The 13,309-nt window shown below is 63.9% G+C and carries 14 protein-coding genes; 8 read left to right on the top strand and 6 right to left on the bottom strand.

The window, feature by feature from the left end; genetic code table 11:
* Nucleotides 1–5 precede the first annotated feature (5 nt).
* The gene (locus tag ACEN42_RS03865) at nucleotides 6–1,496 is read left to right on the top strand and encodes a deoxyribodipyrimidine photo-lyase (RefSeq protein ID WP_371880671.1); all 1,491 of its coding nucleotides are present in this window, start codon (nucleotides 6–8) and stop codon (nucleotides 1,494–1,496) included.
* Here ACEN42_RS03865 and ACEN42_RS03860 read toward each other — a convergent pair.
* A complete protein-coding gene (locus ACEN42_RS03860) occupies nucleotides 1,493–2,887 on the bottom strand; it encodes a hypothetical protein (RefSeq protein WP_238212667.1) in 1,395 nt (464 codons plus the stop codon). The genes ACEN42_RS03865 and ACEN42_RS03860 overlap by 4 nt on opposite strands.
* Nucleotides 2,888–3,250: 363 nt before the next feature.
* The gene (locus tag ACEN42_RS03855) at nucleotides 3,251–3,421 is read right to left on the bottom strand and encodes a rubredoxin (RefSeq protein ID WP_025527884.1); all 171 of its coding nucleotides are present in this window, start codon (nucleotides 3,419–3,421) and stop codon (nucleotides 3,251–3,253) included.
* A 310-nt stretch (nucleotides 3,422–3,731) separates the two neighbouring features.
* Here ACEN42_RS03855 and ACEN42_RS03850 point away from each other — a divergent pair, with 310 nt between their 5' ends.
* Genes ACEN42_RS03850 through ACEN42_RS03840 form a run of 3 tightly spaced genes read left to right on the top strand, consistent with a single transcriptional unit; the run spans nucleotide 3,732 to nucleotide 5,880 of the window.
* On the top strand, nucleotides 3,732–4,607 hold the full coding sequence (locus ACEN42_RS03850) for a hydroxymethylpyrimidine/phosphomethylpyrimidine kinase (protein WP_187605938.1): 876 nt from the start codon (nucleotides 3,732–3,734) through the stop codon (nucleotides 4,605–4,607).
* 32 nt (nucleotides 4,608–4,639) lie between these two features.
* Complete coding sequence (locus tag ACEN42_RS03845) at nucleotides 4,640–5,419, top strand: DUF72 domain-containing protein (RefSeq protein ID WP_371880670.1); 780 nt, start codon at nucleotides 4,640–4,642, stop codon at nucleotides 5,417–5,419.
* A 29-nt stretch (nucleotides 5,420–5,448) separates the two neighbouring features.
* Entirely contained in the window at nucleotides 5,449–5,880 is a 432-nt protein-coding gene (locus ACEN42_RS03840; RefSeq protein ID WP_238212670.1) for a hypothetical protein, read from the top strand.
* A gap of 103 nt (nucleotides 5,881–5,983) precedes the next feature.
* Here ACEN42_RS03840 and groL read toward each other — a convergent pair whose 3' ends face one another.
* From groL to ACEN42_RS03820, 4 genes are all read right to left on the bottom strand, one after another.
* On the bottom strand, nucleotides 5,984–7,624 hold the full coding sequence (gene groL, locus ACEN42_RS03835; RefSeq protein ID WP_187605941.1) for a chaperonin GroEL: 1,641 nt from the start codon (nucleotides 7,622–7,624) through the stop codon (nucleotides 5,984–5,986).
* 98 nt (nucleotides 7,625–7,722) lie between these two features.
* Nucleotides 7,723–8,013 carry a co-chaperone GroES gene (locus ACEN42_RS03830; RefSeq protein ID WP_035500852.1) on the bottom strand — a complete coding sequence of 97 codons (291 nt, stop codon included), beginning with the start codon at nucleotides 8,011–8,013 and terminating at the stop codon, nucleotides 7,723–7,725.
* 303 nt (nucleotides 8,014–8,316) lie between these two features.
* Entirely contained in the window at nucleotides 8,317–9,099 is a 783-nt protein-coding gene (locus tag ACEN42_RS03825; RefSeq protein WP_371880669.1) for a sugar phosphate isomerase/epimerase family protein, read from the bottom strand.
* A 192-nt stretch (nucleotides 9,100–9,291) separates the two neighbouring features.
* Complete coding sequence (locus ACEN42_RS03820; RefSeq protein WP_238212674.1) at nucleotides 9,292–10,197, bottom strand: LysR family transcriptional regulator; 906 nt, start codon at nucleotides 10,195–10,197, stop codon at nucleotides 9,292–9,294.
* A 97-nt stretch (nucleotides 10,198–10,294) separates the two neighbouring features.
* Between ACEN42_RS03820 and ACEN42_RS03815 the strand changes: the two genes are divergently transcribed.
* The 4 genes from ACEN42_RS03815 to ACEN42_RS03800 are packed head-to-tail and all read left to right on the top strand — an operon-like array spanning nucleotide 10,295 to nucleotide 13,306.
* Nucleotides 10,295–11,245: a ketopantoate reductase family protein gene (locus ACEN42_RS03815; RefSeq protein ID WP_371880668.1), complete on the top strand. Its 951-nt coding sequence runs from the start codon at nucleotides 10,295–10,297 to the stop codon at nucleotides 11,243–11,245.
* Nucleotides 11,242–11,634: a VOC family protein gene (locus ACEN42_RS03810; protein WP_371880667.1), complete on the top strand. Its 393-nt coding sequence runs from the start codon at nucleotides 11,242–11,244 to the stop codon at nucleotides 11,632–11,634. The genes ACEN42_RS03815 and ACEN42_RS03810 overlap by 4 nt, the downstream gene beginning before the upstream one ends.
* Nucleotides 11,635–11,636: 2 nt before the next feature.
* Nucleotides 11,637–12,095 (top strand): MaoC family dehydratase, encoded by a 459-nt coding sequence (locus ACEN42_RS03805; protein ID WP_371880666.1) that lies wholly within the window; start codon nucleotides 11,637–11,639, stop codon nucleotides 12,093–12,095.
* Nucleotides 12,095–13,306, top strand: a complete 1,212-nt coding sequence (locus tag ACEN42_RS03800) for a CaiB/BaiF CoA transferase family protein (protein ID WP_371880665.1) — start codon at nucleotides 12,095–12,097, stop codon at nucleotides 13,304–13,306. Before ACEN42_RS03805 ends, ACEN42_RS03800 begins: the two co-directional genes overlap by 1 nt.
* Nucleotides 13,307–13,309: the final 3 nt, after the last annotated feature.

Here is a 13,309-nt window from a genome sequence, read left to right as displayed (position 1 = left end):
GCGAGATGGCCGACTTTGATGTAGGTCTGGTCTGGTTTCGGCGGGACCTGCGCGCGGCAGACAATGCTGCACTCTATCATGCGCTTACACGGTGCCGCCGCGTGCTGTGTGCGTTCATTTTCGATCGCGATATTCTCTCGCCGCTCGAAAAAAAGGACCGGCGCGTGCCCTTTATCCATGCGAGCGTCGTCGAACTGGACCGCACGCTGCGCGAGGCCGGCGGCGCGCTGATCGTGCGGCACGGTCATCCGGTTCACGATATTCCGGCGCTCGCACGCGAATGCGGCGTCGATGCCGTGTTCGCCAACCGCGATTACGAACCGGCCGCGAAGGCGCGCGACGAGGCCGTCGCGAAGAAGCTCGCGAGTCAGGACATCGCTTTTTTCACGTTCCGCGATCAGGCCGTTTTCGATCATGACGACGTGATGACAGGCGCAGGCAAGCCCTACACCGTCTTCACGCCATACAAGCGCAAGTGGCTCGCCACCCTCACGCCGGATGCGCTGAAGCCGTATGCGTCGGAGGATCATCTGAGCGCGCTCGCGAAGCCGCCGGCGGGCGTGAAGCACGCGGTTCCGTCGCTCGCCGCGCTCGGCTTTCCCGACGCGCACGGCCCCGCGTTTCCCGCCGGCACGAGCGGCGCTTACGAACTGTTCGACGATTTTCGCGACCGCATGACCGATTACGGCCGCACGCGCGATTTCCCCGCGCTGAAGGGCCCGAGCTATCTCGGCGTGCATCTGCGGCACGGCACCATGTCGATCCGCGCGCTCGCCCGCAGCGCCCACGATGCGCAGCGTCACGGCGACAAGGGCGCGGAAACCTGGCTCGGCGAGCTGATCTGGCGCGAGTTCTATTTCTCCGTGCTGCACCATTTTCCGCATGTCGGCGTGGCGGGCGATCATCGCGCGTTCAAGCCGGAATACGACCGCATACGCTGGGAAACGGGCGACGCCGCCGACGCGAGCTTCGCCGCGTGGTGCGCGGGTCAGACGGGCTATCCGCTCGTCGATGCGGCAATGCGGCAGATCAACACGTCCGGTTACATGCACAACCGGTTGCGCATGGTGGTCGCGAGTTTTCTGACAAAGGATCTCGGTATCGACTGGCGTCGCGGCGAGGCGTATTTCGAAGCGCTGCTGAACGACTTCGAGCTATCGAACAACAACGGCGGCTGGCAATGGGCCGCGTCGAGCGGCTGTGACGCGCAACCGTATTTCCGTATTTTCAATCCGGTCACGCAGTCGCGGAAATTCGATGCCGCGGGCAAGTTCATCCGGCATTACGTGCCGGAGATCGCGGGCCTTTCGGATCGCGATATCCACGCGCCGTGGCTCGCGAAGCCGGATGCGCTGAAGGCCGCGAAAATCTCGATCGGCGCCGATTATCCGCAGCCGATCGTCGATCACGACGCCGCCAGAAAGCGCACGCTCGCGCGCTATGACGTCGTGCGCAAGCCCGGCGCGAAAGACGCCGCGCCGCCCGAGGACGACTAACGCGCGACGAGCGCCGGCTTCTCGATCATCGCGGTGAGGGCGACGATCGATCCGCGCCCTTCGGAAGGCGCGATGCCAGCCGCCGCCTGATGCAGCATCGAACGCAGCATTTGCGCGGCGCGCTCGGGCACGGTGGCATCGATGCCGCGTGTCGCGCCTTCGGCGCCATCGGCGTGCGTTTCTCCGTGATGCGCGACGCGCCGCCACGCCAGGCCGAGCGTATCCGCCAGCAGCGCGACATGCCCGAGGCCCAGCGCGCACGCCGCCGCGCCCAGCCGATGCGACGCGTCCGCCGCGGAAAGCGCCGCGGCTTCGTCGACCGTGCCGGTTTCGCTCGCCTGCGTGCCGCGCTCGACGAGCGCATCGATCGATGTCTCCGCGCTCTGCAGGAAATCCTCGTAGGCGGCCGCGTTCACGCGCAGCACGCCGAGATCGCGGGTCGCGGCATCGCGCGAGGCTTCCTCGCTCGCCTGCGCGGCGCCCGCTTCCCACGCGGCCTCCGATGCCGGCGTCGCGGCGACGTGCCATGCCACGGTCAAGCCGTAGTCGCGCAGCACGTCGACGTGCTCGGTGTCTTCGGGCGCCGCGCCGTATAGCGCGAAATCGCGCCACAGCAGCGCAAGCGTCGCGCGCACGAGCGAACGCGGCGCGTACGTCAGCGCGTGCGCCTGGTCCGCCAGCACGAGATTGAAGCGCGCGTAGAGACGCTTCGCATCGGCGATATGGTCGAGCGCGCCGCCGCTGCGTTCGGCGCGCTCACGCAGCGCCCGCACCGTCGACGACGCGAGCCGCCAGAAATCGTAGGGATCGGAACCGCGCAGTTCGTCGAGACAGGTATCGAGGCGCGCGAAGGCATTGGCGGATTCTTCGGCCGATCCGCGCAGCAATTTGAGCAGCGTCGCCTCGTAATGCGCCCGCAGGTGCGCGAGCCGCTCGGGCGCGATACCGCGCAGCGTCGCCGGCGCGATCGCGCGGCCCGCAAGCGCGAGGTCGTCGTAGGAAACGGGCGCGACCCGCGTGTGCGCGGCCAGGAGCGCGTGCAGCCCGCGATAGTGATCGAAAAGCCCGGTCGAGCACGAGAGTTCGCGCAGATTGTGGCGTTCGACCGCGCCGCGAAACACCGCGATCGCGTCGGCGATGCGCGCGTGGCTTCCCTCCGATTCGTCGCCGAGCGGCGCGACGAGCGCGAGCGCCTCGGCGAAACGCTGCCCGGGCAGCCAGCCCGCAGAATGCAGCGCGGCGATGGCGCGCTTCAACGCGGCCCCGGTTTCGCCCTGGCGCTGAAACGCGTGCAGCGCGTCGGTCAGCGCCATTTCGGCGAGTCGCACCGATCCACCGCGCGGATTGGGCAGGGCTTCGAAGGGAACGGGCAGATCGGGACGAGATGTCATAACAAGCGCTCACAAGCCGGTTCGCGGGCGCGGTGATCGAACGCCGCCGTCGCACGCCGTTGAAAATGCGTCATCGGTAGGCGGGACGAGCGTCGTCACGCCTGCTTCAAGCGTATGCCTCATCGGGCGGGAGCGGAAATCGAATGCGCCCGCCGAGGCTTTTCGCACCTTTCACCTTTGTTCGCCAACATCGCGCGACGCCGGAATCGCCGCAACGAACTCGCCTTACGCTACAAAAACCGAGAAATCGCGCGAGCCGCACGGCGGCAGCATGCGCGCGGCACGCGTCGTCATATTCGAACGCGGTCCGCAAAAAACGCGCGCCGCATGACGCGAGTCATGCGGCGCGGCAGAACGACAAGATCAGATCTGAACCATCTCGAAATCTTCCTTGCGGGCTCCGCATTCGGGACAGGTCCAGTTGATCGGAACGTCCTCCCAGCGCGTGCCCGGCGCGATGCCCTCTTCGGGCAATCCCGCCTCCTCGTCGTAGATCCAGCCGCAGATCAGGCACATCCAGCTTCTGTATTCCATACTTATGCCGCGTCGATAGGTCGGTTGAAATTAGGACATGATGGTACCGTGTTGCCGTGTCGATGCCTAGCAAGCGGGCCGTCCGGGGTGCGCGCATCGTGATATCGGTCGAAACGGTCACCGCGACGGCTTTCCGCGACCCAGGCTCGCGCGCCCGAAAAAAGTGCGCAAAGAGAACAGCCGGGCGACATTAGGCCGCATAATCAGACATGACCGAGCGGGCATTCGCTCACGCGCTCAAGGCGCGGGCGAGTGCCCTTAGAGCCGACCGTCCAATCAAGCAATCAATACCATAATGTCCGTTTTTGCCATGACCGGCGACTCCCCTCCGATCGTACTCACCTTCGGCCTTTTCGATCCCACGGGCGGCTCGGGCCTGCAAGCCGACCTGCTGACGCTCGCAAGCATGGGCTGCCACGGCGCAACCGTGCTCACCGGCTACGCGGTGCGCGACTCCGCCACCTGCGATGAAGTGACCGGGCTCGATCCGGACACGGTCGCGACCCAGGCGCGCATGTTGCTGGAGGACATGCCGATCGCCGCGTTCAAGATCGGTGCGGCGACGCGCGCGGAGCTCGTGTCGGCCATCGCCGAAGTCGTCTCCGATTACGACGACGTGCCGCTGATCCTCGCGCCCGATTTCACGCTCGACGACGAACACGTATTGTCCGCCGACGAACTCCGCGAATCGCTTGCCGATCTGCTCGTGCCGCAGACCACCATGCTGATCGCCGATCACGCCACGCTACTGCAACTCGCCCAGCCGGACAGCGACGCCGAATCGCCGACGCTCGATTCCGCGATTTCCCACATCCTGGCGCAAGGCTGCGAGTACGTGCTCGCGATGGAAACCGGCACGCACCGGCATGTGAACACGCTCTACAGCGAAGAGGGACAAGTGCGTCAGGACACGTGGGAGCGCGGCGTGCAGCGCATCATGGGTCTGACCGATACGCTCGGTTCGGCCGTCGCTGCTTTGCTTGCGAACGGCCAGGAGCCCGCCGAGGCCGCGCGCGAGGCGCAGGAATACGTGTTCCAGGCCGCGCGCGCCGCTTTTCGGCCCGGCATGGGCGCGTATCTGCCGGACCGCTTCTTCTGGGCGCGCTCGAACGACGCCGACGAAGACGGCGAAACATCCGCGCTACCTGATGATCCGACGGGGCTGCCCGGAGAAGCCCGACACTGACACCCGAACAATAAGGGAGGCGACGCGAGCGCATGCCATATCGACTGCCCCATCTGCACAAGCCCGGCCCGCAAGGCGCAATCCGCATCGGCTGCGCGGGCTGGGGCCTGTCGAGCGCCGTCTCCGCGAGCTTTCCGCACGAAGGCACGCACCTCCAACGCTATTCGCATGTGCTGACCTGCGTCGAGATCAACTCCAGTTTCTACAAGCCGCATCGCGAGCAGACCTACGCGCACTGGGCGGAGAGCGTGCCCGAATCGTTCCGCTTTTCGGTCAAGTTGCCGAAGGCGATCACGCATGATGCGCGTCTCGTCGATACCGCTTCCCTGCTCGATGAATTCCTTCAGGCAGCCGGGCACCTGGGCGACAAGCTCGGCTGCTGGCTCGTGCAACTGCCGCCGAGCCTGCCCTTCGATCACGAGATCGCCGAAACTTTTCTCAAGGCTCTGCGCGAGCGCACGAAGCTGCCGGTCGCATTCGAGGCGCGCGAGCATAGCTGGTTCACGACGCACGCGGCGGCGCTGCTGAAGGCGCATCACATCGCGTACGTGGACGCCGATCCGATCCCCGATGAATGCGAGATCAAGCATCGCGCGGACGCGTCGCTGGTTTATGTGCGGCTGCACGGCTCGCCCGAGCTCTACAAGTCTTCCTACGACTACACCTATCTCGACGATCTCGCGCGCACCCTGCATAACCGCGCGAAAAAGACGCCCGAAGTCTGGTGCATCTTCGATAACACCGCCGAGGGCCATGCGCAGCCCAACGCGCTGCATCTGATGGAGCGCTTGCGGATTCATCACAAAGTCTGACCACGTTCGACGCTACGGAGGGTTTCCCGATGCATAAGCCGGCAGCACGAATCGCCCGTTTGCTTGGAGCCACGCTGTTCGTTTCGCTGTTCAACCTTGCCCTGCCCGCTCACGCCCAGAATGCCGCGCCGCCGCCCGGCGCCACGCCGGCGGGCGACGGCACGTTCCTGCTGACGATCTTCCTCAAGCACGATGAATCGAAGACGCTGCCGCAGATCAATCAGCAACTGAAGGAACAAGGCTACTTCAAGCAGTTTCCGCCGCCGGGCGTGGAAGTGGTGTCGTGGTACGTGATGATGGGCATCGGGCAGGTGGTGACGCTGCGCGTGCCCGCCGATCGGCTGCGCGAAGTGAACCGCGCGATCGAGAGCACCGCGTGGGGCGGCTATCGCACGGAGTTTTATCCGACCTACGACTACAAGGCCGCCGCGCAGAAACTCCGCGACGAGATGAACAAATAGCCTTTGTATGGACGAAAAAAAACCCGCATCGCTGCGGGTTTTTTCTTGGCACGGCGCGAAACCTCTTTCGAAGTCCGCGCCGATGCAATCGGCCAAAGCCAGATTACATGTCCATGCCCATGCCGCCCATGCCGCCGGGCATGCCGCCAGGCATCGGCGAGTCTTCCTTCGGCAGTTCGGCAACGGCTGCGTCGGTCGTCAGCAGCAGGCCTGCCACCGATGCCGCGTTTTGCAGCGCGGTGCGCGTGACCTTCGTCGGGTCGACGACGCCGGCTTCCACCAGGTCACCGTACTCGCCGGTGGCCGCGTTGTAGCCGTAGTTGCCCGTACCTTGAGCAACAGCCGCCACCACGACGGAAGCTTCTTCGCCGCCGTTCGTGACGATCTGGCGCAGCGGCTCTTCCATTGCACGCAGAACGATCTTGATGCCTGCGTCCTGATCGGCGTTGGCGCCCTTCAGGCCGTCGATCGCACGACGAGCACGGATCAGCGCAACACCGCCGCCCGCCACGATGCCTTCTTCCACAGCTGCGCGCGTTGCGTGCAGTGCGTCTTCGACACGTGCCTTCTTTTCCTTCATTTCGACTTCGGTCGCAGCGCCGACCTTGATCACCGCAACGCCGCCAGCCAGCTTGGCCACGCGCTCTTGCAGCTTTTCACGGTCGTAGTCCGACGTCGCTTCTTCGATCTGCGTGCGCACTTGCTTCACGCGCGCTTCGATGTTCGCGGCTTCGCCAGCGCCATCGATGATCGTCGTGTTTTCCTTGCCCACTTCGATGCGCTTCGCCTGGCCCAGTTCAGCCAGCGTCGCCTTTTCGAGCGTCAGGCCGGTTTCTTCCGCAATCACTTGACCGCCGGTCAGGATCGCGATGTCTTCCAGCATGGCCTTGCGACGGTCGCCGAAGCCCGGAGCCTTGACGGCAACCGTCTTCAGGATGCCGCGGATGTTGTTGACGACCAGCGTAGCGAGCGCTTCGCCTTCGACGTCTTCTGCGATGATCAGCAGCGGACGGCCAGCCTTCGCCACTTGTTCCAGAACCGGGAGGAGGTCACGAATGTTCGAGACCTTCTTGTCGTGCAGCAGCACGAACGGGTTGTCCAGAACGGCGACTTGCTTGTCCGGGTTGTTGATGAAGTACGGCGACAGGTAGCCGCGGTCGAACTGCATGCCTTCCACGACGTCCAGCTCGTCTTGCAGCGACTTGCCGTCTTCGACGGTGATGACGCCTTCCTTGCCGACCTTGTCCATCGCTTCAGCGATGCGCTCGCCGATCGACGTGTCGCTGTTCGCCGAGATCGAGCCGACTTGCGCGATTTCCTTGTTGGTCGTGCAGGGCTTGCTGATCTTGCGCAGTTCTTCGATTGCTGCGGTGACGGCCTTGTCGATGCCGCGCTTCAGGTCCATCGGGTTCATGCCCGATGCGACGTACTTCATGCCTTCGCGAACGATGGATTGCGCGAGCACGGTAGCGGTCGTGGTGCCGTCACCTGCGTTGTCGCTGGTCTTGGAAGCCACTTCCTTGACCATTTGCGCGCCCATGTTCTGGAGCTTGTCCTTCAGTTCGATTTCCTTCGCGACCGAGACACCGTCCTTGGTGACCGTCGGGCCGCCGAACGAGCGCTCGAGCACGACATTGCGGCCCTTCGGACCCAGCGTGACCTTGACGGCGTTGGCCAGGATGTTCACGCCTTCGACCATCTTGGCGCGTGCGGAATCGCCAAAAGTGACTTCTTTAGCTGCCATATCCAAACTCCTTGATTCGATTCGATTTTCCGGCTTCGCTCAGCGCGCCCGAAACGGGCTGCGGCTTGATGGCGAAGCCGAACGTGCAGGAAGGATGCTTACTTGACCAGAACGGCCATGATGTCTTCTTCGCGCATGACGAGCAGTTCCTGCCCGTCGACCTTGACGGTCTGGCCAGCGTACTTGCCGAACAGGACGCGGTCGCCGACCTTCACGTCGAGGGCGTTCTGCACGCCCTTGTCATCGCGCTTGCCCGGGCCGATGGCCAGGACTTCGCCTTGATCCGGCTTCTCAGCCGCTGCTTCCGGGATCACGATGCCCGATGCGGTCTTGGTTTCCTGGTCCAGACGTTTGACGATGACGCGATCGTGCAAAGGACGAAGGTTCATACACACTCCTCTCTTGATTGAGACTGAAAACGCGGGAAAACCCGTCCGTTGAGAACAATCTCGCGGACGGCAATCTTGTTAGCACTCTCGTGCAGTGAGTGCTAATTATATGGACCGAGTTTGACAATTTCAAGGAGGGTACGAGCGGGGAATCCCGTAGTGGCCGGATTTATCGAACTTTGCGCTTCGTGTTCGGCGTGTTGCGCGGGGACTCCATCGGACATTGCGCGCCTGAATAAGTTTTCGACGGAGCGCGAATGATCCGCATAGTTAGGGTAAACCTTGCGTACCGCCGTCAATTTGCTATGCGGCGTTCCACGCCTGACGCATGAAGTTCACGCTCTCGCGCATCGACGCCAGCGGTTCACCCTTGAAGCCGCACTCCGCACTGAGCAAACCCTGATAGCCACATGCTTTGAGATGACCGAAAAAACTCGGGTAATCGTAGGAACCCGAGCCGGGATTCAGACGGCCGGTGTCGGCGAGATGAATATGCGCGAGCCACGCGCAGTGCTCGCGTAATTCGTCGAGCGGCTCGTTCTCTTCGTCCATGTGATAGAAGTCCGCAAGTCCGCGCACTTCGGGCCGGTTCAGCTTCCTCGCGAGCCGCGCGCCATCGCCGACGCTGTTCACCAGATTCGACTCCTTGCGATTCAACGGCTCGATCGCGAGCGTAGTGCCGCTGCCTCGCAAGGCGTCCGCGCACCATTCGAGCGCGCTCAAGAATTCGTCTTCCGCCTGCGCCTGAGTCCAGCCTTCGGGAATGTTGCGCGTCCAGCCGCTGCCGAGCACGACCACGCGCGCTCGCGCCATCGTCAGCAATTCGACGACGCGATCGAAATACGCACGATTGCGACGCTCGTCTTTCTCCGGACCGACGATGCGCGCATCGTGCGGGAACAAATAACTGAAGGCGCTCGCGGGCAACGGCAGGTCGGCCACCCTCGCCTTTGCATCGGTGAAGGATGTGTCGTCTTCGAGTTTCATCGGCACGAGCTGCGCCTCGATGTAGTCGAGCCCGGCCTCCTTCATCAAGCTCGCGTTTTGCAGCGGCCCGCACCAGCCGAACTGAGGTGTCGTCGTCATGTCGCTTTCTCGTAAGAGGATGGGCTCGAGCGCAGCACTTCCGGCGTCGTCGTCGGCCGCGCGCGCCGCGCAGTTGCCAAATGTGCGCGTTTGCATCGACTTCCTCAAGCAGGAACTTGCGCACGGAGAATTTGCCTTGTGGAAGGCGGTGTCGGCGACTGACGAACGCGACGCCTGATCGCGCAATCTCGCTCAGCGCAGGCTGCTGAAGAGCTGCGCCATCAGATCGCGCAGCCAGCGATTGCCCGCTTCATGGTGATACCGCGCGTGCCAGTGCTGCCGCACGGCAAAACCCTCCACGGGAATCGGGCACGGATGAAGCGAAAGGCCATTGACCTTTGCGAGCGTCTGCCCGATGTGCCGCGGCAGCGTGGCGATCAAATCGGTTGTCTGGATGATCGCGCCCAGTCCGAGAAAGCCGGGCAATTCCAGTACGACATCCCGCTCGATCTGCTCGCGCACGAGCGCCTGCTCCAGCAGTTGAGCGCCGGTGCCAGCCGCGATCGCGACGTGGCCTTCCGCACGGTACTGCTTCACACCGAGCTTTGCGCGCACACGCGGATGATGCGGATTGGTCAGGCACACCCAATCCTGCGTGTAGAGCTGTTGCTGATAGATGCCGCCGCCTAGCCAGGGCACATGGCCGACGGCAAGATCGGCCTCGCCCGACTCCAGCGCACGTTCCGTGTTGCCGTCGATTCTCGCCGCCTCCAGACGGATGCCCGGCGCCTGCGCACGGACATGCGCAAGCATTCGCGGCAGCAGCGTGATGTGGCTCGCATCGGTCATGCAGATGCGAAATCGTCGCTTCGCCGTAGCGGGATCGAACGCGATCTCCCACGCGGTGAAGCGCCGCAACGATTCGAGAATCTCCCGGCACGGCCCGATCAGCGCATCGGCCTGCGGGGTCGGCGCCATGCCGCCTGGCGTACGGATAAACAACGGGTCTTGCAGATGCTCGCGCAGACGTCCGAGCCAGATGCTGATGGTCGGCTGACTCTGGCCGAGCTTCTCGGCCACGCGCGTGACGTTGCGAGCATCGTAAAGAAGGTCGAAAAGCTGCAGCAGCTTCAGGTCCGGCAGTTCGGTCGGAATCATGGCGTTATTACCATACGCAATGACGTCATTGTAGCCATTGCATTGCCATGATGAGCGGCAACTCCTATCGTGGCGTCAACACATCAGGGAGACGCCATTGAAGATCGCAATTCTCGGGGCCGGCGCGCTGGGCTGCGCCATCGGTTCCACACTCTCGCAGGGCGGTCACGAAACCTGGCTGATCGACCGCTCGCCGGCGCACGTCGATGCGATGCGTCGCGACGGCCTGCAAGTCGACGATACCGATGGTTCCCGACGCGTCGAAGTCCGCGCGGCCACGAAAGCCGCTGAAGTCGGCGCGGTGGATCTTGTCGTCGTGCTGGTCAAGTCCTTCCATACCGATTCGGCCATGCGCGGCGCGCTCGATCTCATCGGCCCTGAAACGCTGGTGCTTTCGTTGCAGAACGGTCTCGGCCATGAAGACGTGCTCGCCGACGTCGTGAGCCGCGAGCGCGTGCTGGCGGGCAAGACGTATGTCGGCGGCGTGCTGCGCGGTCCCGGACACATACAGTCCGGCGTGAAAGGGAAACTGACCTACATCGGCGAACTCGACGGCCGGCTCACCGCGCGGGTGCAGGCGATTGCCGACGCCTTCAATGCGTCGGGGCTGATGACCACGGTGAGCGACAACATCCTCGGCACGATGTGGGACAAGTTGCTGATCAACGTCGCGACGGGCGCGATAACGGGCATCACCCGTCTCACTTACGGACAGCTCTACGAGGAACCCGTTCTCAAGGCGACCGCGCTCGCGGCCGTCGCCGAAGCGATGGCCGCAGCGAAGGCGGCGGGCGTCACGCTATCCATCACGGACCCGGAACAGGCGTGGACGCTCGCGTCCGAAGGACTGCCCTCGGCCTTCAAGACCTCGATGCTGCAAAGCCTCGAAAAAGGCTCGATCACCGAGATCGACTTCATCAACGGAGCGGTCGTGCGCTGGGGCGAACGCCTCGGCGTGCCGACTCCGGTCAACGCCACGCTGGTTGCATGCATCAAGGGCATCGAGCGCGCCATGACGGACCTTCAACGTGAAGGAGCGCGAGCATGAGCGCATCGAAAGCCTATCTGGAGCATGTCGCCATCTTCGTGAAGGACATTCACTGGCACATCAGCTTCTTCGAAGACGTGCTCGGCATGACGATGCGCGAAGTCGACGGCACCGTCGATGAACCCCGCCAGTACTGGACGCTCGGCGGCCTGCAATTCATCCATGACCCGAAGCACGAAGCGCCGGAAGGCCGGCTCGCGCATCTCGGCGTGATGTGCGAAGACCTCGAAGCCGCGTTGAGCGCCGCGCAACGCTACGACGCCACGGCAATGGCGCAGGGCCGCAACTGGCTGCGTCTGCCCGACGGCCTCGCCATCGAACTGATCCAGGCGAAGCCGGCCTCGTGCGTTGCGCGGGCCCTCGAAATCAATCCGCGTGCGGAGGCTTGAACATGAACATCATCGATAAATACTGGGACGATGCGCGCGAAGGCGACGAGTGCGTAAGCCCGACATACACCGTCACCAAAGCGCGCATTCTGGCGTACGCCGATCTCACCGGCGATCACACGCCCGTGCATGTCGACGAGGAATACGCCAACGCGAGTCACTTCGGTTCGATCGTCGCGCATGGCCTCTTCGGACTGTCGATCGCCGATGGCCTCAAGACGCAAAGCGACTATCGCTTTCTGCCGGGCATGTCGCTCGGCTGGACGTGGGACTTCAATCTGCCGATCAAGGTCGACGACGTGCTGCACGTCAAATTCCGCGTGGGCGCGATGCGCGCGAGCAGGAGCCGGCCTGACTGGGGCATCGTCGTGTTGCCGTCCGAGCTGATCAATCAGCATGGCGAGGTCGTGCAGCATGGCGAGCATCGTCTGATGGTGCCGCGCCGTCCGGGAGCGTTCTGATGCAGGCCCGTCCTCTCGAAGGTATTCGCGTCGTCGATTACAGCCACTTTCTCGCCGGTCCGTATGTCGGACGCTGCCTCGCGGCGCTTGGCGCGGAAGTCATCAAGGTCGAACGTCCCGGCAGCGGCGATGCCGGACGCCAGCACGCCACCGTGCTCGACGATCAGCAAAGCGCCTACTTCCTGCAGCTCAACATGGGCAAGCGCGGCGTGAGCGTCGATATGAAAGACCCGCGCGGCAAGGCGTTCATGCAGCGTCTGTGCGACTCGGCGGACGTGTTCATCGAAAACTACCGGCCCGGCGCGCTCGACAAGCTCGGTCTCGGTTATGCGGCGTTGTCGGAACGCAATCCGAAGCTCGTCTATTGCTCGATCTCGGCCTACGGTCATACGGGACCGGATGCGCATCGCGCGGGCTTCGGCCTGATCGCGGAAGCCAAGAGCGGCATCATGCAGATGATCGGCAATCCCGGCGAGCCGCCGCCCTTGATGCGCATCTCGCTCGGCGACATGTACACGGGCATTCACGCGGTGGCCGCGATCAACGCCGCGCTGCTCGGCCGCGTAAAAAGCGGGCGCGGTCAGCACATCGACATGGCGCTGTACGACACGCTCGTGTCGATGCACGAATACGCCGTACAGTGCTACACGACGCAAGGCGTGCTGCCCGAGCAGACCGGCCACGACATGCCGACATCGACGCTCTACGGCGTATTCCGCGCCGCCGATGGCGATCTCGTGATCGCCGCTCAGGTCGATGATTCGTGGAAGCGCTTCGCCGCGCTGATCGAGGCGAACGGCGGCCCGGCAGGCTTCGGCGCCGATGCGCGATTCCACACGCTCAACGGGCGCAATGCGCATCGCGTGGAAATCCTCGACGCGGTGAAGCCCTGGGTGGCCGCGCGAGCGGTCGCGCAAGTGCTGGCGTTGCTGGACAGCGTGGATGTGCCTTGCGCCAAGGTGCAGCGCATCGACGAGGTGCTGGCCGATCCGCAGATCGTCGCGCGCGGCATGGTGATCGAGCAGCAGCATCCGCGCTTCGGCACGCTGCGCCTGCCGAACCTGCCCTTCCGCTTTTCCGATTGCGACACGACGATCCGCGAAGTCGGGCCGGACCTCGGTCAGCACAATGCGGAAGTCGCGGTGTCACTCGGTTTCGATGCGGCCGAGATCGACGCCATGCAGACCGAAGGCGTTCTATTTTCGAAGTGAGGC

It is taken from the genome of Caballeronia sp. S22, assembly GCF_964261745.1.
GTDB lineage: Bacteria > Pseudomonadota > Gammaproteobacteria > Burkholderiales > Burkholderiaceae > Caballeronia > Caballeronia jiangsuensis.
The sequence above is the reverse complement of the archived record's forward strand: the minus strand, read 5'-3'. Positions and strand labels throughout refer to the sequence as shown.